Below are 16970 nucleotides of genomic sequence, written 5' to 3'. Positions count from 1 at the left end.
ATTTAAGTGTAATATAAAAATAATTAAATAATATTGAATTTACGTGAAGGACACACCTTACGTACCATCCCAACGGTACAGGTGTGTCCTTTTTGTGTTTAGGAGGAGAAATGTGATGAAATTGAGAAAAAAACTTATAATACTATGTACTTCTACTATTATAGGTATGCCTACTTTAGCTAATGCACAAAATAAGGATGTGCCATTTTATAATGGCAATGATAATACATTTTTAAGGTCTGGGGAGTTACAGATGCCAGGTAAATATTTTCGTGCTGGCAGTGAATATGCACCACCCGGTGTGGATTTATTGTATAGAGGTGACCTTCATTACCCAGCTGTATATAATGGTTCTTTTAACTTTGATAAGCCGCATGATAATCTGGTGAAAAATGAAGATCTTTCTGAACCTTATGTTCGAATCTCAAATGAAGGTTATTGGAATAGTGCAATTCCAGTAGGTGACCGCATGGTAACAGAAGTGGAACGAATGAATGAAACCATTATTTCTACAAAGTATTGGGGTAATCCTGAATTCGTATTGCATAATTTATTTTCGCACCCTATTAATAATGATGCCCTCCCAATAAATTATGGTATGTTCTATTGGATCCGTGATGTTGCCTATCTTTCTGGTGGATATGCAGGTGCAGGTGGAGTAAGTGGCATAAATAGATATAGTTTATGGTATGTGCGTACAAGTAAGCCTGAAATAAAAGATTTTAAAGTCTCTAGTGGTAAGAAGGATACACCTGTTAAGTTTATATTCAATGGTTTTGAGTATGTAAGTAAAGATAAGGGATATACTGAACGTGGTTCCAAACTTGATGCAGGTAACCCTTATTCTCATATAGCAGGGGAACGAAATCGTGTAAAATGGATGCTGGATATTACAAAAAGTGGAGAAAAAGTTCATCACCAAGAAAACTACTTGCGTTCAACACCACAAAAAGATAATCAAAAACCAAATGAAGGCGATGCAGCAAGATTTACAAAAGAAGATATAAGTTGGCAACCTCAGATGTGTGGTCGTTATACTGCAAAATTAAAAATTATTGATGGGGTTCAAAGGGATTCAAATGAGAAAACAGTTGATTTTATTGTAGATGGTAACTGTGGGACAGAGGTAACACCTAATCCAGATTCAGGTAATGAAGATGACTATAAATATAAAATTGATCTTTCGGCTGATCGAATTGAAGGAGAAACAGCACGAGAAGGAAAGAATATTAAAACAAGAGTAGATGTATCACGTGATAATTTTAAACCAGAACGTGACCAATATAGAGAAAAGGTAAATAATAATATTAATAAATCTCAGCAGGAAGTATATAGTTCTGAATCCGCTAGGGATAGTGCGCAGTCTAGTTTAAGCTATTGTCGTCGTAATCCAATTCATGAGAAAGACGAAGAAGGTCATGATTACTATATTGATAGAGACTGCTCTTGGGAAGAAAATAGATTAGACGATGCTGCAAGTAGGCTAGATACAGCAAGACAAAAACTAGAAAAAGAGAAGAACAAAATTAAAAAGTTAGATGCACTAGAAGTGAAATATGCAAATCCCGAAACAGTAGTCGTGCTAAAACATAACGGACAGGAAGTAGCATTAGAAAAGGTAAGATTAACAGAGGGAGAAAAGAAAACGTTGAATCTTGATTGGCAGCATAAAGGGAAAGGAACAATTCAAGCGGAAATTAACCCTGCTGGTAATCGTAAAGACATAGAAGAAACCACATACAAAAATAATTCAATTAAAACGGCTATCTATGCACCATCGCATGAAAATGGGATGTGCGGTGTAACTAGTGTAAAAGGTGTGGTAGAAACAGTAAGTGAACGTGTATCAAAAGAAGACACAGTGGGAGAAATGTATTATGAAACATTAAGTGGGAGTGTTGATAGTTTAGCACCATCTAAGCTCCATTCTGGGTATGGTTTTTCTTATGAAGTTAACGGAAAATACAAAAATGATTGGAATACCAATTATCCAGGTGTATTTACAAAAGCAACGGCACAGTATCCATTTGCAGATGAAGGACTAAAAACAACATATGATTTAGAGAGTGTCTCTAATAATGGCTTAACATCAAAATTCCTACCTAAAAATATGTATTTGTCTGAAGTAACAGGACATGTCTTTGATAGTAAAAGACCAACTAAGTCTTTATATTGGGATGGGAAGGAAAAAATTATTGATGGCCAACGCAAATGGTATGCGCCATTAAAAACGAAAGATGGAAAATATTCATTCAATGTTGAAACAAACCCAGCAGGTGTGAATGAAATGAGTTTGTGCCTGACAAATGAAGTGGAAATTAAAGGTGTTGCGTACGATGATTTTAAAAAGAGAAGGGTGCTTGCGGATCTTCCATTCCCTGTGCAAACACCAGGTTGGAATTGGGTTGGAAAGGAAAATATTATTGCTGATTTATCAAATTGGTACTATATGAAGAATAGAAATTAGTTAAATAGTATAGTATAATGACTTGAATCGACAAAAGTATATAATCCTTCTTGAACTAGTAGCTGAATGGATAAACCAAAGGCACACCCCTTAATGGGGTGTGCCTTTTTTCATAGAAAGGGGAAATTTGAGTGGATAAAAAGAAAAAGCGGCGTGTAAGACGAGTGATTTTTCTAGGAGTAATCGCAATGATTGTATCGTTATATATTGGAAATGAATTTCAGGATCGAAATGGTACAAGTTATGCACCTGCAAAGTATTTTGAAACAGGAACAAAATTGATTTCGTTTTAATAATAATGTCTTTTTAATCAACTATCGTGGATAAATCCTCATGACATGTACAATAGTTGATGTTATAATAAGTGTAGAAGTATTATAACAATAGTTTTAGCATAAACTAAAGAAGACGAGATGCTCCAACATCTCGCCTTATGTAACTGTTACCGCAAGGTGGCTAATTGCTAAAAAAGTTTATTTTTTCTTAGAACCGCCCTTCACACGCTTGCAGGCATTGTGGGTGGTTCTTTTCGTTTTTCGTCGCTTTTTTTGTGTTTTCTTCCAAGACGTTGATAGGTATTTACCTACTCGTTTTGAAAAACACAGCGACTTCTCTAGCAATTACTTTTAAAATTTCAATTGCTATAGTGAAAAGAATATCCGTTTGGTCACCGCCTTTCCCTATAAAATGAAAGAGAAAGGATAGCAACGGACCACCCTGAAATATTCAGTTACGTTAGATTACTTATACCATGTTTATGAGATGTTTTATAGCTTGAAAACCTTGATATGGCGACGTTTTAAGGATTTTTTATTTTTAAAATTAGAATTTTAGAATGGTAAAAATAATATTTTTTTAGAAATGATTGACATAAAATGCTATATATCATAATATTGAAATTGTAATATTAAAGAAATCAAATTCAACATTTTCATATAGACTTTAGATTAGCTAAAAGGACACACCTAAGGCGCATTATGCCATAGGTGTGTCCTTTTTTTGCGTTTAAAGGCTACATAAGGAGGAATACAAATATTGAAGCCATCTAAGTTTCAAAAGAAGAAGATTATAGCGGTAGGTTTAGCTACTGCAACAGTAGCGGGTATCTATGGATACAATCATTTCGCAGTAGAAAATGCGGTAAAACCAACCAAGATTGTTGTAGCCGCAAAGGATATACCTGCGCATACAGAGATTAAAGAAGACATGCTAGTGGAGCGAACATTACCTGGTGATGCGATTCCCCCAAATGTATTACGTGTAAATAAAAAAGATGTTGTAGGTAAGTGGACTAATGATGGGCAGCCAATCACAGAAAATAGCTATCTCTTTAAAAACAAAGTAGTAAAGAAAGAAGAGTTACCGGACTCTGCCATTTTAAATTTGAAAGATGGAGAAGTTGCTTTCCCGTTACTCGTTGATCTGGAAACAAGTTCAGGGAATAGTATTATTCCAAATACGTATGTGGACTTGTATTTCAAACAGGTTGTGAAAGAAGGAGACAATGAGAAAGTTGTATTCGGTGGCCTTTTCCAACGTGTACGTGTGACTGCTGCAAAAGATAGCAATACAGAAGATGCATTTGTGCTAGAAAAGAAAGAATCAAAAGAGGAACAAGAAGGGAAACAAAAGCCGAAGGTAACCCGCTTATATACATTGGCCGTTTCGCCAGAACAACTTCAATATCTAAACCGTGCAAAAACACTTGGAGATGTAATCCCTGTTGCAGTCGGGCAAAAGATTGAACAAACAGGGAAAGAGATACAACCAGCAGAAGGGTTCTCACAAATATCAGATCAGAAGAACATTTTAGATTATGTAGAGAAACATTCAACAAATCCTATTTCTAAAAATGTAAAAGAATATGTTGCACAGTATTTGAATGAATCCAAATAAGAAAGGGGTTATTAAGATGGAGGGGCAAGTAAGGGTAGTTGCCTTTTATGCGACAAACGAAAACGTAGGAAAAAGTACGTTAAGTATTGCAATGGCAAATGAGTTAGCACATTTAGGGAAAAAAGTACTTTATGTAGAAGCAGACCAAGTAAGGCCAAGTTTTGCAGTTGGAACCGGTCTTAGTCATGAGAGTAAAAACATCTTAGAGCTTGTTAGAAAAGAAAATGAATACAATCTCTCGCAGTATATTTGTACCAAGCAAGATTTGTTAGAGAAAAAAGGGAATCCAAGGTTGATGCAAAAATTGCACGATAAGATGGATTTTCTGGTATTTCCATCAGGTTATAGCGTAGTTCAATTCCCAGAGATTCAAAACAAAGAACTGTTTGTAACGACATTTATAGAATCGCTTGCAGATACAGAATACGATTATATCATTCTATCGGTACCAACTGAATTATCCGAGGTGCTGAGTTATCCAATCCTATATCAATCAGACCTTGTTGTTCATGTGTTAAATGGCAACCCTCGTGGTGCAATAGCAATTAAGAGAGAATTACAACTAATAGAAGAAGCAAAGCTAACAATGCCTCGTATGATTCATATTTTAAATATGGGAGATGAGGATTATGTAGAAGATATTGAAAAGCTTTCTTCCCGAAAAATTGAGGTGACAATTCCGTTTGACAGAGATCGTACGAGTTACGAATGGGGGATGCAATTTGGTTCCCCACAAATTAATACAAAGGTCCATCACATTATGGAAGCAGCTGGTCTTGATATCCCAACCCAGCATACATCCTCTATGAAAAAGGGTCTCTTTGGTTTAAGAAATTAAAAAGGAGGCAAGTAGTATGTGGGGCTATTTACAGGAAAAACAAGTCGCCTTAAAGCGAAATCGAGTTGATTTATATCACTTTGGTTATATGATTCGTTCCAAAACGGCTCGAAGGTTAGGAACAACTACAGCTCAACAAATTAAAGATATAACGGATGAAATTCGTGCGTTTTTAGTAAAAGACCATCGTAATATCTTAAGCGAATCCTTTATGAATAAAGAGAAGAGGAAAGCTGTAGAACAAATCATTAAAAGCTTTTTACTAAGCAATCAAGTCGTTGTTTCAGATGTACCTTCTGAACAGTTACTAAATATGGTGTGTGACGATATTGTTGGATTTGGGATTATAGAGACTTTGAAAGAGGATAAGGACGTAACCGATATTTATATAAATGGTACAAAAGAGATAATTTACGAAAAAATTGGGGAGGGAGAATGTACATTTCCTTACCGATTCGAAACGGAAGAAGAAGTCAAAGCTTTAGCCTACAAGATGGTAAACAGTACTTCAGAATCCTTAAATACAGCTAAACCCTATGTAGACTGCGTATTTCCCTATATACGTATCAATATTGCATTAGATGAACTTGGGGGATTGGGTACAACAATAACAATTCGTAAAAATGCTGATCATCTTCGTGCTTCTGAAGAGCGTATGTTATCTACGAATCAAGCAACAAAAGTAATGCTAGATTTCTTAGCTGCAGCTGTGAAAGCAAAAATGAATATTCTAGTGGCGGGAGCAACAGGTACAGGGAAGTCAGAGTTTATGAAATATCTTGCTTCTCATATTCCGAAAGGGAAGAAAAAGGAACGTACTCTGGTAGTAGAAGATAACCCTGAACTCTATTTACATCGCATATTTCCAGAACATCATTTTGTTCCGATGCAGTGCAGGGCATCCGAAGTAGAAGAGAATGCAATTGATTTTGATAGATTGTTAACGAATGCGTTACGTCAAGGGCCAAAGCGATTAATTGTAGGGGAATCAAGGGGAAAAGAAGCATTAAAAATGCTGAACTTCTTCCAAACAGGACACCCTGGCTTTACTTCTGTCCATGCAAGAAGTGCGAAAGAGGCAGTAAGACGTTTAATGCTCATGTGCCTGCAAAGTGGTGCGAACATTGATGCTAAATATTTATATGAATTAATTTCACAGACATTTGATGTGATTGTCTTTTTAGAGAAGAAAGATGATGGAAATCGCTACATTACAGAGGTGATTGAATTATTGGATTATCAAGATGATATACAGTTCAATCAACTTTCTCAGTTTATACCTATAGGTGAGGAATATGATGAAATGAATGAGAGAGTAGGAAAGATTCATGGAGATCATATCACTACAGCGACAATGTCGGCTGATATGGAAAGGAAGTTCCGTTCTTCTATTGTAAATCCAGCTCTTTACGCATCATTCCTTTCACAACAGGAGGTGCAGTATGTATAGTTTGTTGGCTTATGGATGCATGTTCTTAATCTTTATTAGTGTAGTATTGCTCGTTTTACTTTTTGCAAAATCAAAGGGTTCTGCTCTTTCTCAATTTGTACAAGAAAATGAGAAAGAAGAAAGGCGCTTGGAATTAAGGAATATCAAAGGGATGCGGATGTATCTTCCACAATCCGTTATCCAGGAAGCTCAAAAGTACGAGTGGAAATTGACGAAAAGCATGTACTGGGTATATACGATTCTGTCCGGAATGAGTATTGCAGCATTATTCTACTTCTCTTTTGGAAGAGATCCTTTTACACTGATTTCTGTTTTATGTGGATTTTTAGTTCCGAGATTTCTTCTCTATCGAAGAAAAAAACATTACTACTTGGTTGTCATTGACCGTCTTGCTATCTATATGAAGGCCGTAGCGAATGCACTTCAAATAAGTAATAACGCAAAACGTGTGTTACTTCAGGTGAAACCGATGATGCATGAAAGTATTCAAGACGAAATAGAAAAAGTTTCTCTTTTATTAGAAGGTGGAACAACGATGCACCGTGCATTTAGAGGGTTTAATGAAACTTTTAACTTTAGAGAATTGGTTTTCTTCCATGAAATGTTGGAAGTATCTAGTCAAGAAGGTGGAGCAAATTCGGTGCAAGTCTTACTAGATATTGCAGAAGATTTCGAAAAACAAAAGCTATACCTAGCAAGATTGCGTTCTAGCTTGTCGCAAGCGCAACGCGCCTTTGTACAGAACTGCTTAATAGTCATCGCCATGCCGATTGTTATTATGATGATGTCAAAAGAAGCATATGGATTTTTAGCAGGTTCTATGATGGGGAAAATCGCATTAGCAGTAAATATGTTTATTGTATTTTTCCTGGCAACTCGTGTAGAAAAGATTGCAAATTATAATCCGACAGAAAGGGGGGAATAAGATGGCTGCGTTTTTAAGTTTGGTCATATTTGTTGTCATGTATTGGGTATTCTCCACCTTTCTACAAAGTAAAAAAGATAGTGGGAGTGTACTTACTCATTATGTAGAGAATGCGAAGCGTATTGAAAAAAAGAATTTAAATCAAATGATGCTTGCTCCTTTCCGATCGTTATCATATAAGTATTTGATAGAAGAAAAGAAAGAGCAAATTCAGAAAAAATTAGAAGAAGCTGGTTTGGATACGAAACCAGAAGAATACTTGAAAATGAAGGTTGCGTATCCTATCATTTTTACTTCGGTTTTCTTGATATGTACAGTGTTTCATGATTACTACTTATTTAAAGTTGGCGTTTTAATTTCACCGCTGCTTTATTTCTATCCTGATTATCTATTAAAGAAAAGAAAAAAGCAGGCGATGGAAGCGAGAAGGTTCGAATTACCAGAGTATCTAATTCCGATGCTGCAGTTGTTAAAAACACATACAACATTAGACGCAGTAAAAAAGGCGCAGATATATGCCGGGAGACATCTTCGCCCGTATGTATCTACCCTTACAGCGGAATTAGAAATGTATGCGGGTTCGGATCAACCGTTTAGGAACTTCGCAGCAGCTTTAAATAGTCCAGAAGTAAATACCTTTACCATTGCGTTGCAACAGGCACAAAAAACGGACAAGGTACAAAGTCTTCGTATTATGGATGCACAAATTAAAATGATGCGTGAGTTAAAACATGAGAACTACAACCGCTTGATTCAAAACAAACCAATGGAAATGAATAAATTTAACGTTGCCGTTATTGGCTGTATTGTGATTTATCCAATGGTTATTGTTATTCAATCCTTAATGCAAGGATTTGCAAGTATATAAGAAGCTAGTACCCAAAATTGAATAAGAAGAGGAGTAATACACATGTTAACAAAAATGAAGAATTGGTTAAAAAACGAAGACTCACAATTATCATCAGAAAACGGTATGTTGATTGCCTTGGCGGTAATTATTGTATTAGTGATTGGCCCGTTTGTTTGGAAAGCAATTCAAGGCGGATATGACACAATTCTAGCTAGATTTACAAAAGCATCAAGCAATGCAGATGTGAATTCTTGGAACAAACAATAGAAGTTTTAAATTAATGATGTTTATTACGTACAGCTTAAATAAGTAGATAAGGGAGTTCTAATCATGTTAACAAAAATGAAAAATTGGTTAAAAAATGAAGATTCACAACTATCATCAGAAAACGGTATGTTAATTGCCCTAGCGGTCATTATCGTATTAGTGATTGGTCCATTTGTATGGAAAGCAATTCAAGGTGGCTATGATACAATTTTAGCTCGATTCACAAAAGCATCGAAAAATGCAGATGTGAATTCTTGGAACAACTGATGTGGAATTTAGATAAGTAATTTCTTATTTTTGTAGATTCTTAAAATCGATATATAAAGGAGATGAAATGCAATGTTAGCAAAAATGAAGAATTGGTTAAAAAATGAAGACTCACAATTATCATCAGAAAATGGTATGTTAATCGCCTTGGCTGTCATTATCGTATTAGTGATTGGTCCATTTGTATGGAAAGCAATTCAAGGTGGCTATGATACAATTTTAGCTCGATTCACAAAAGCATCAAAAAATGCAGATGTAGATTCTTGGAACTAAATTTAATTTCTTATGGTTGTAGGTAATGGGAGTCACGATTTAAGTGGCTCTTTCTATTCTAAAAAATATGGAGGGCTAATGATGAAATTTTGTAAAGTAATGATTCCTACATTGGCAACAATTGCACTAAGTATATCAGTAATAGGTACACCTGCAAGCGCAGCAACAACAGCTGAGACAAAACTAAATCAAAGTATAACGGGTGGTGAGCATATTATTGCGGTTACACCAATTAGTAACTTTAACTCCGTAACGCTAAGTGGAGAAACCCAAGTGACAAATGCCAATCCTGGAGTACTTACAGTGACAGATGCGACGGGTTCAGGAAATGGTTGGAGAATCAACGTAAAAGCAGATCAATTTAAAGTAAGTGGAGATGCAAAGTCAAATCGGACACTTCCAAAGGGTTCTTTAGTTTTAAATAGTGGTGGTGCTGCTATTACGAAAATTGGTGGGACAAGCTCACCTAATCCGGAGTTTAAAACAACTAACTTTATAATAGATACAGATAATCAGGTTACAATTTTAAGTGCGAAAAAAGATGAGGGTATGGGAAAGTATAACGTGAGTTTTAATGATAAGTCTAAGGTGTTAACTCTAAATCCACATAGTACATATGTAGAGATTAAGGCTGGTGCTACCTCATATGAGTCGAAACTTACCTATTCCATTATAATAGGCCCCTGATTAGAAATTATAATGCAGAAGAGATACATATTATAGATATGCTTCTCTTCTGTGTATAGAAAGAAGGTGCAATATGAATAGTTATGCTTATAAAATTTCTATGAGTATATTAGTGGGTATTGTGTTTACTTTGAGCTTATTCCTAAAACCTTTTCATCTTGTTTATGCAGAAGAAAAACAAGAAAGTCTACCATTTGATGTAAACATTCATGTTCCAGATAATCAATTAGGTGATATCAAAAACTATTTTAATTTGCATGTGAAAAAGAAACAGAACCAAACAGTGAAATTGGATGTACACAATAAAGCTAATACTCAAATTAAAGTGAATATAAAAGTGGCCAATGCTCTAACCTCTACAAATGGTGGTATTATGTATGTGTCAAATCGTGAGGTTTCACAAAGTACGTTAATGGATACAGATTTTTATATGGATCAGTATGTGCAAGCTCCTTCTACTGTTACTTTAGAAGGAAATCAAACCAAAACCATAGAGATACATGTGACGACACCTAATCAAGATGGAGTATTTTTAGGTGGATTATTATTTCAATTAGCGCAAGATATAAAATCACAGGGGCTTGAAAAAGATGGATTGAACTTCTCTGTACATAACAGGATTGAATACGCGGTGGCAATACAGCTGAATGTAGTTGAGACTGAAAATTCTGTTAATAATTTATCTATGAAGTTAAATGGCACAGCGATCGAATCATATCCAACACAACCGCAAGTACATGCACTTATTCAAAATACAAATGCAAATATCGTGAGGGATGTGGCAGTTTACTATAAAGTTTTATCTAAGGATAACGTTCTATTTCATGGGAATATTCCAGCGTTCAATGTTGCCCCGAAATCCAAGGTAGGATTGGCTATTCCATGGAAAGCGAAAGAATACAAAGATGGAAAGTATATGCTAAAAGTCACAATAAAAGAGAATGGTGTACCAAAACATATACAGAAGAATTCCAAATAACTGCTTCTCATGTGACCGAGTACGCGGAACAAACAGGTGAAGTAAAGGTATTACCGAAGTATTCTAATCAAACATATATGATAGTGGCTGGTGTTGTAATATTAATCATTTCAATATTTGTATTTGTATGGTGGAGAAAGAAGCATTCTACACAGTGAGAAGAACAAAAATCCTCATAAATACTAATAAAGTGAGGGAGAGGATAGGGTGAAACGGGTGAAGATTTTCACTTCGGTCATGCTTTTAACCGCTGCATGCTTATTTATAGGTATAAAAGATAACAATGTATTAGCTGATCAAGCAGTAAATAAGCAGAATGGTATTCCAACACTCACTGCAAGTGGGAAAGAGAATGAGGTCAAATTAGAATGGGCAATTGATATCTTAGATCAAGATGTACTATGGAAAATTGATTTTAATAATCCTAAAGATGTCAATTTAATGAATGGTTGGGGAGATTTTTATGGAGATGGGAATCAAAGTCTACAATCTGAGGTCTTTTATCCAAATGGTACAGATACCAGCGGGTACAAAGTATTTGATACAAAATTAGGAGGGAATCGAGTCTTATATCCCTATACTGTTAGAACAGATTCTATCGCTGTTTTTAAGAGGTTAAACGTCCCTAATAATGCTTATATTTCCGCTACTTTTAAAGCAAAGTCACAAGGGGTGGGGAAAATTAGCTTTTATGGTGATGGAAGTTGGGAAACAGGGAGAAAGTTTGATTATTACAACACTACTGTTTTAAAAGATGTCCCATCCGGTTCGAAAGAATTAGAAATTAGTAACACTTCTTTGTTTCCAGAGAGGGAACCAGGTACCAACATACCAAGGGATAGAAGACATATAACGTCGGATATAAACAAAGATGTGTATCAAGATTCGCCCATGATAGATAAGGTAATACCTTACCAGGATGGATCTGGAAAAGGGAAGTTAATATTAAATAGTCCTATTGTTACTCCGATGAAACAAGGAGACCGCTTAAAAACGAGAAAATGGGCAGCACCTATACAATTACCGAATAATCGTACGGTCACAAAGAATGATTTGAACAAAGAAATAAATGGATGGTCTACATTTAGTATGAATACTCAAGTTGCAAATAATCCTTTTTATATCACCGAGCAACGAGGCGTAACTTTTTATATGCTTGCCTATTCAGAAGGAATTACATATGTAGACGAGTTAAAAGTGGGATATGCATCAGAAGCAGAAGTATACCGAGGGAATCAGCAAATATATAAGGGTGGACTCTCTGATTATGTAGATAAAGAGGCAAGGGATCAGGCAACACCAACCGCACCTGAAGGTTTTCAAGTTGAAAATAGAGAGCTAAAGGAAACAAAAGTCACATTTGATTCCGCGAAAGATGAAGGAAGTACCTATCATTATAAAATTCGTGGAGTTGGTAGGAATGGCGTTTCAGACTTTTCTAAGGAGGTCCCTGCAACTGTAACAAGCGCAGTAAAGGGCTATGAATATGTAGTAAATGATAAACCGGATATATCACTTGATAATGTAAATGGTATTCAGTTCACAAGTCAGACTAGCATTCAGTTTCCGATGGATTATTCGAAACCACAATATGTACATATCCGAACGGTAGATAAAGCTGGGAATAAAAGTGCGACAAAGCATATTTCTAGCACACAAAAAGGACAGGTGGACATGCTCACTGTACCAAAAAGTGTTCAGTTCAGCCCGATTCAATTAAATGGAGAAAAACAAAATTCATTTGGCACATTAGGGAAACTCATGATACATGATAGTCGAAATCAAGCGGATGGATGGAGATTAATTATGACTATTTCGCCATTTACAGAGTCGAACATAGCAAAACAATTGCCAAAGGGTTCTCTATCCTTAAAAAATCAAGTGAGTGTAACAAAAGTAAAAGGCCTAGAGACAGGGAAGCCTATTGTACAGATTCCTAATATACCTATTGATAATGGGGCAGCACACACTATTATCCGTTCTTCGAAAGATGTAGCAATTGGAGAATATCAAGTCGATTTTGGGCAAAATGGATTACAACTGCAGTTAGATCCAGGGACAACTTACGTTGGGAAGAATAGGCAAGCCACTTATACTTCTACAGTCACTTGGTCTTTAGTGAGTGGACCGTAATAACAATCAAAACAGGGGAAAATAAGGAGAAAGAATTATGAGTATGTATGTAATAGGAATACTAATAGGATATATGGCCCTAAATGTATTTACTGATTTGAAATATAGAAAAACGAAAAATATATGGCATTTGCTATTTTTAATTGTAGGTATAGGGATCACGTATTTTGCTGGAATAAGAACAGGGAAAGAGATTGTGATTGTACTAGCCATGGCCTTAGCATGTGGTTTGTTGTTAGAGACATTTAAATTTTCTTCACCAGGTGATACAAAAATGATTATTGTTGTAGCTTTATATATTAGTAATGTAGTAAAAGAAACAGCTATCCTTACCGCTATTACATTAACAGCTTTCCATTTACTATTCTTTTGGATTGCTAGTGTGTATCGATTAATTAAAATTTTAGGGTTTGTAGGAGCATTTGAAGACCAATTGGAGCATGCTGCTTCTATATTTGGGGCAAAACTACCGAAAAAAGAAATACAGCTGATACAGAGTTTTCCAGGGGCTTGTTCTATTTTATTAGGAGCGATTGTGTATGTTGGTTTCACTATTTATCAAAACGGAGGTATGTTGGATTGAATAGTAGAATCATTCATCAAAGAGAAACGTATATTTATTTTACAATATTTTCACTAGTAGGGGTACTTATTACAAATATGTTTATTAATATGGTTTTTATACTAGCGTATCCGTTACTTATCGGATTAATTGTACAGGTTGTCCTGCTTCAGAAGATAAAAAAACCGTTTTATCGGAGCGGAAAAGAATTAACGGAACAGTTAAAACTAAAAAATATATTCCTAGTACAATCAAATATTTTAGGAGATGAAGAAGGAAAAGTCTATGAGGTGCATCAAATGCCTTTTACATTCTCGAATGGACTAATTAATAAAGAGAAGGGTTATAAGGTAGTAAAACAAGATTATGAAAGAAAAGTAAAAGAAGATTTAACGAAAATTGCAAAATGGCAAGTTACAACAAAAGCTAGACTTGTTACGACAACCCATTTTCGTTTATATACAATTTGGCAGAAAAATAGTACAGGCTATCAATTAAAAAAAATAGAGGATTGTATTGATCCATATGCCAAGATGAACAGTATACAATGGATGATTGCTTCATTCTGTACGACTGGTCGTATTAAGTACGATAAAAAACCAAAAGAGTGGGCAAGTTATGAATGGATTACTTTAAGGTAAATAAAAAATAGATGAAAAAACTAAATAGTTCAGTTATTGTGGGGAATTTATTAAAATGCTGTTTGTATTTGGCATATCTTTTAATGATTTAATAGGATTAATTATGCAGGTTCTCTTGCTACAGAAGATAAAAAAGCCATATTATAAATATAATAATAGCGTGTTTATTGGCGACATTCTGCCTAAATAATGTAGGATGTTCTAATAATATGGGGGCACTAAGCGATAAGTCTAAAATTGAACATCTATGGAGTTTAAATGCATTCAAAAAGCTTTTTACAAGCCTATGTAATAGTTTAAAGGAAACTGAAATGCTTAGTGCTAAAGGTCATAAAAAACAATTCATTTGGCTAATAACAGATGATGCAGATCAAAAGAAAAAATATAATACAATTACATCTGAATATGAATAATTAAAAGAAAAAATGGTCTAGATTTAGACCGTTTTTTTTGTAAATATTTTTCATAGAAATAACATCAAAGTGTGCGTTTTTCCCACTAGGAACACTTTAATTTTAATAATATGTATTGGAATTCCATTCGAATATTATTTTGTACATTGAGAAATACATTACACCTCTTTATTTAAACGCAAAAAAACTAGGGGGACTAGGCCTTTTTGACAGAATGAAAATGATTCAAAAAAGGACTTTTATAACGCGATATACGAATGTTTCATAAATGTATGGGAAAAGTGATGGAAATCGTAATTTGAATAAAAAAATGGCCTTTACTATTACGTAAAAGCCCCATGAACAGAGAAAAAAGTCATTTGTGAACCTATATGGGATTCACAATAAAATTTTAACACTTAAACATATAGTTGTCTATATCTCTTGAGTGCGATAAAACTGAACAAAAATTCTATTTTATTAGAAAAGGAGAATGAAAAATGAACTTAAAGGAATACGTCGTTTATAAGAGTGAATCATTCGTATGTCTCGGGACCATAAAGGAATGCGCTCAACATATGGACGTACTTCTTAAAACGGTTCGTTATTATACAATACCAGCTTATCAGAGGGAGTTAGCGAAGAGGAAGATTAGTATAAAAGGTTCATTTTGTATGTATTTGAAATACGAAAAGAGCACTTAATAAAGTGCTCTCGTGACGTGATTGATTTTATAATGACTATTTCAATTTATAAAGAAAGGAACACAGTACACTATATGTGCGTGTAGTCAATTGTGTTCGTTTTTTACAAACAAAGAGCAGCTAGCAAAAGCTAACTGCTCGATTCTCCAAGGGGAACAAGGAGAAAATCTAATGTCATATATATTATTGACGGAATATTAAGTTTTATTCAAGGGGGGACTAATTATGTAGGTTACACGAGAAGCCCTATTAGCGTCCAGGCTGTCCCAATCAGAATTAAAGTTTCGAATGTAATCCAAAACTTTCTTTTTTCGGGTTTTTGAAATTCTTTGATTACAGAAAATATGGCACTTATTCCTATAAGAGTGAAAATGACAATTCGGATTGTTTCAGTCATTTACATCACCACCTAAGATTTGAATAGTTTAATTATATATTAATTACCATTTTACGGAAACTTAATAACATAATCCTTTTAATAGAAAGTGAGGAATAACAAGGGGAATCAGAAAATGCGAAATGGCATTTGAAATTCTTATCAATCTAGTACATGAAATGTAGTAACGAGGCGGAGTGGATTCTATGAAGCCTTAAAAGTACAGTAGATTATGACGGTGTGTATAAGGGAGGAGCTATCGCATTTGAAGCAAAATCTACAGAGAATCCTACACAATTTGATTTAAAGAACATTGCATAGCAACAATTAGATTGCCTGGAGAAAGCAGACAAGATAGGAGCGATTTGTTTCTTCCTAATTGAATTTAGTTTAAATCGCCATATCAATATCTTACAAGTTCATTAAATAGCGGAAGTATTGAGCTAGCCTTACGGAGTATAAACGAGAAGGTTGAGGATACTCTTGAATTGGAAGAGGAACTTATCTTTTTATTTCTCTCTATTAGATAGGTTAACTATAGGAAATTCAATAAAACATATTTTTTGAATTATTTAATACAAGAATATATAATTAAATAGATGTATATTAACTAGTTAATAATGGGGAAAGAAAAATGAAGATAATATTTGATGTGGTTAAAGATAAAAATTTTGATTTTACTTTATTAGAAACAAAATTGCTAAAAACTTTTAAAGAAGTTGATAATGTAGCAATAGTTGAGAAGGTTGAAGATAAAATTTTTGAAAAAGGTGATGTACCAATCCATTTGGCGGAGATTACTATTAATGTTACAGGAAAGAATATCGGATATAGATCAGTTTCAGCTAGTATATTTATTGTGCTTGAAAGTCTATCAATGAAGTTATTCAATATTAATATTAGTATACATTAAGCATCCAATACGGGTGCTTTTTTCTTCGTTATATAAAAATTACACATTAAAAGTGAATTTTAAAAAATGGATATTTAGATTAAAGGGTCAATAAATAGGTAGAATCTAATTATTTGGTTCACATCTTAATCCAAGGGGTACAAATTCGATGCGACGTGAAAAGAATTTGTTGAAACAATGGAAGGCAGATTTACAAGCTATTCAAGAAGAAAAAAGGCTGAAGAATAAGGCAAAGAAAACGAATAAGAAATATAATATTCCTGGTAATACCGCTGACTTCATAAATAGCAAGAACACTTATTATAGAGAGAATAGGGTATGGAAGCAAAAAAATAAATAATGTTAGGATA

Annotated in this window: 19 protein-coding genes and 3 pseudogenes; 20 read left to right on the top strand and 2 right to left on the bottom strand. The window is 34.5% G+C overall.

Annotated features, from left to right (window positions below; genetic code table 11):
- Positions 1–115 precede the first annotated feature (115 nt).
- A complete protein-coding gene (locus KZZ19_RS28995) occupies positions 116–2467 on the top strand; it encodes a hypothetical protein (protein ID WP_237982667.1) in 2352 nt (783 codons plus the stop codon).
- A 131-nt stretch (positions 2468–2598) separates the two neighbouring features.
- Positions 2599–2760 (top strand): hypothetical protein, encoded by a 162-nt coding sequence (locus KZZ19_RS28990; RefSeq protein WP_237982668.1) that lies wholly within the window; start codon positions 2599–2601, stop codon positions 2758–2760.
- 180 nt (positions 2761–2940) lie between these two features.
- On the opposite strand, the pseudogene KZZ19_RS28985 reads toward KZZ19_RS28990, so the two are convergent.
- A pseudogene (locus tag KZZ19_RS28985) lies at positions 2941–3151 on the bottom strand (hypothetical protein).
- Positions 3152–3502: 351 nt separating this feature from the next.
- Here KZZ19_RS28985 and cpaB point away from each other — a divergent pair.
- The 15 genes and pseudogenes from cpaB to KZZ19_RS28910 all read left to right on the top strand — a co-directional run bounded on the left by cpaB (position 3503) and on the right by KZZ19_RS28910 (position 15331).
- The gene (cpaB, locus tag KZZ19_RS28980) at positions 3503–4363 is read left to right on the top strand and encodes a Flp pilus assembly protein CpaB (protein WP_237982669.1); all 861 of its coding nucleotides are present in this window, start codon (positions 3503–3505) and stop codon (positions 4361–4363) included.
- Between the two features lie 16 nt (positions 4364–4379).
- Complete coding sequence (locus KZZ19_RS28975; protein ID WP_226546243.1) at positions 4380–5201, top strand: AAA family ATPase; 822 nt, start codon at positions 4380–4382, stop codon at positions 5199–5201.
- A 16-nt stretch (positions 5202–5217) separates the two neighbouring features.
- Positions 5218–6651, top strand: coding sequence for a CpaF family protein (locus tag KZZ19_RS28970; RefSeq protein WP_348638057.1), 1434 nt, complete (start codon positions 5218–5220; stop codon positions 6649–6651).
- Positions 6644–7576: a type II secretion system F family protein gene (locus KZZ19_RS28965; RefSeq protein WP_237982792.1), complete on the top strand. Its 933-nt coding sequence runs from the start codon at positions 6644–6646 to the stop codon at positions 7574–7576. Before KZZ19_RS28970 ends, KZZ19_RS28965 begins: the two co-directional genes overlap by 8 nt.
- 1 nt (position 7577) lies before the next feature.
- Complete coding sequence (locus tag KZZ19_RS28960) at positions 7578–8444, top strand: hypothetical protein (protein ID WP_237982791.1); 867 nt, start codon at positions 7578–7580, stop codon at positions 8442–8444.
- A gap of 42 nt (positions 8445–8486) precedes the next feature.
- On the top strand, positions 8487–8693 hold the full coding sequence (locus KZZ19_RS28955; protein ID WP_000956354.1) for a hypothetical protein: 207 nt from the start codon (positions 8487–8489) through the stop codon (positions 8691–8693).
- A 63-nt stretch (positions 8694–8756) separates the two neighbouring features.
- Positions 8757–8960: a hypothetical protein gene (locus KZZ19_RS28950; RefSeq protein WP_226546249.1), complete on the top strand. Its 204-nt coding sequence runs from the start codon at positions 8757–8759 to the stop codon at positions 8958–8960.
- 72 nt (positions 8961–9032) lie between these two features.
- Positions 9033–9233: a hypothetical protein gene (locus KZZ19_RS28945; RefSeq protein ID WP_000879950.1), complete on the top strand. Its 201-nt coding sequence runs from the start codon at positions 9033–9035 to the stop codon at positions 9231–9233.
- An 81-nt stretch (positions 9234–9314) separates the two neighbouring features.
- Positions 9315–9920 (top strand): WxL domain-containing protein, encoded by a 606-nt coding sequence (locus KZZ19_RS28940; protein ID WP_237982790.1) that lies wholly within the window; start codon positions 9315–9317, stop codon positions 9918–9920.
- A gap of 73 nt (positions 9921–9993) precedes the next feature.
- Positions 9994–11057 (top strand): annotated as a pseudogene (locus tag KZZ19_RS28935) (WxL protein peptidoglycan domain-containing protein).
- A gap of 79 nt (positions 11058–11136) precedes the next feature.
- Positions 11137–13032 (top strand): WxL domain-containing protein, encoded by a 1896-nt coding sequence (locus KZZ19_RS28930; protein ID WP_265413195.1) that lies wholly within the window; start codon positions 11137–11139, stop codon positions 13030–13032.
- 37 nt (positions 13033–13069) lie between these two features.
- Positions 13070–13615, top strand: coding sequence for a hypothetical protein (locus tag KZZ19_RS28925; RefSeq protein WP_237982787.1), 546 nt, complete (start codon positions 13070–13072; stop codon positions 13613–13615).
- On the top strand, positions 13612–14235 hold the full coding sequence (locus KZZ19_RS28920) for a hypothetical protein (RefSeq protein WP_237982786.1): 624 nt from the start codon (positions 13612–13614) through the stop codon (positions 14233–14235). Before KZZ19_RS28925 ends, KZZ19_RS28920 begins: the two co-directional genes overlap by 4 nt.
- A 209-nt stretch (positions 14236–14444) precedes the next feature.
- Complete coding sequence (locus tag KZZ19_RS28915; protein ID WP_237982785.1) at positions 14445–14648, top strand: hypothetical protein; 204 nt, start codon at positions 14445–14447, stop codon at positions 14646–14648.
- 479 nt (positions 14649–15127) lie between these two features.
- Positions 15128–15331, top strand: a complete 204-nt coding sequence (locus tag KZZ19_RS28910; RefSeq protein ID WP_237982784.1) for a hypothetical protein — start codon at positions 15128–15130, stop codon at positions 15329–15331.
- A 232-nt stretch (positions 15332–15563) separates the two neighbouring features.
- Here the strand turns inward: KZZ19_RS28910 and KZZ19_RS28905 are convergent, their stop codons facing one another.
- Positions 15564–15728 carry a hypothetical protein gene (locus KZZ19_RS28905; RefSeq protein WP_237982783.1) on the bottom strand — a complete coding sequence of 55 codons (165 nt, stop codon included), beginning with the start codon at positions 15726–15728 and terminating at the stop codon, positions 15564–15566.
- 175 nt (positions 15729–15903) lie between these two features.
- Here KZZ19_RS28905 and KZZ19_RS28900 point away from each other — a divergent pair.
- The 3 genes and pseudogenes from KZZ19_RS28900 to KZZ19_RS28890 all read left to right on the top strand — a co-directional run.
- Positions 15904–16112, top strand: a pseudogene (locus KZZ19_RS28900) (Holliday junction resolvase RecU); the annotation flags it as partial.
- 229 nt (positions 16113–16341) lie between these two features.
- Positions 16342–16620 (top strand): hypothetical protein, encoded by a 279-nt coding sequence (locus KZZ19_RS28895; RefSeq protein WP_237982782.1) that lies wholly within the window; start codon positions 16342–16344, stop codon positions 16618–16620.
- Between the two features lie 148 nt (positions 16621–16768).
- The gene (locus tag KZZ19_RS28890) at positions 16769–16960 is read left to right on the top strand and encodes a hypothetical protein (RefSeq protein WP_237982781.1); all 192 of its coding nucleotides are present in this window, start codon (positions 16769–16771) and stop codon (positions 16958–16960) included.
- Positions 16961–16970 lie beyond the last annotated feature (10 nt).

This window comes from Bacillus thuringiensis (assembly GCF_022095615.2).
In the GTDB taxonomy this organism is placed as follows: Bacteria; Bacillota; Bacilli; order Bacillales; family Bacillaceae_G; genus Bacillus_A; species Bacillus_A cereus_AG.
This window is presented reverse-complemented; position numbering and strand designations above follow the sequence as displayed.

Excerpts from the sequence above, each read along its gene's own strand:
- KZZ19_RS28975 (WP_226546243.1), top strand. The coding sequence starts at position 4,380 with ATGGAGGGGCAAGTAAGGGTAGTTGCCTTTTATGCGACAAACGAAAAC.
- KZZ19_RS28905 (WP_237982783.1), bottom strand. The coding sequence starts at position 15,728 with ATGACTGAAACAATCCGAATTGTCATTTTCACTCTTATAGGAATAAGT.
- KZZ19_RS28965 (WP_237982792.1), top strand. The coding sequence starts at position 6,644 with ATGTATAGTTTGTTGGCTTATGGATGCATGTTCTTAATCTTTATTAGT.
- KZZ19_RS28950 (WP_226546249.1), top strand. The coding sequence starts at position 8,757 with ATGTTAACAAAAATGAAAAATTGGTTAAAAAATGAAGATTCACAACTA.
- KZZ19_RS28945 (WP_000879950.1), top strand. The coding sequence starts at position 9,033 with ATGTTAGCAAAAATGAAGAATTGGTTAAAAAATGAAGACTCACAATTA.
- KZZ19_RS28890 (WP_237982781.1), top strand. The coding sequence starts at position 16,769 with ATGCGACGTGAAAAGAATTTGTTGAAACAATGGAAGGCAGATTTACAA.
- KZZ19_RS28995 (WP_237982667.1), top strand. The coding sequence starts at position 116 with ATGAAATTGAGAAAAAAACTTATAATACTATGTACTTCTACTATTATA.
- KZZ19_RS28940 (WP_237982790.1), top strand. The coding sequence starts at position 9,315 with ATGAAATTTTGTAAAGTAATGATTCCTACATTGGCAACAATTGCACTA.
- KZZ19_RS28910 (WP_237982784.1), top strand. The coding sequence starts at position 15,128 with ATGAACTTAAAGGAATACGTCGTTTATAAGAGTGAATCATTCGTATGT.
- KZZ19_RS28925 (WP_237982787.1), top strand. The coding sequence starts at position 13,070 with ATGAGTATGTATGTAATAGGAATACTAATAGGATATATGGCCCTAAAT.
- KZZ19_RS28955 (WP_000956354.1), top strand. The coding sequence starts at position 8,487 with ATGTTAACAAAAATGAAGAATTGGTTAAAAAACGAAGACTCACAATTA.
- KZZ19_RS28915 (WP_237982785.1), top strand. The coding sequence starts at position 14,445 with ATGGGGGCACTAAGCGATAAGTCTAAAATTGAACATCTATGGAGTTTA.
- KZZ19_RS28895 (WP_237982782.1), top strand. The coding sequence starts at position 16,342 with ATGAAGATAATATTTGATGTGGTTAAAGATAAAAATTTTGATTTTACT.
- KZZ19_RS28970 (WP_348638057.1), top strand. The coding sequence starts at position 5,218 with ATGTGGGGCTATTTACAGGAAAAACAAGTCGCCTTAAAGCGAAATCGA.
- KZZ19_RS28930 (WP_265413195.1), top strand. The coding sequence starts at position 11,137 with ATGCTTTTAACCGCTGCATGCTTATTTATAGGTATAAAAGATAACAAT.
- KZZ19_RS28960 (WP_237982791.1), top strand. The coding sequence starts at position 7,578 with ATGGCTGCGTTTTTAAGTTTGGTCATATTTGTTGTCATGTATTGGGTA.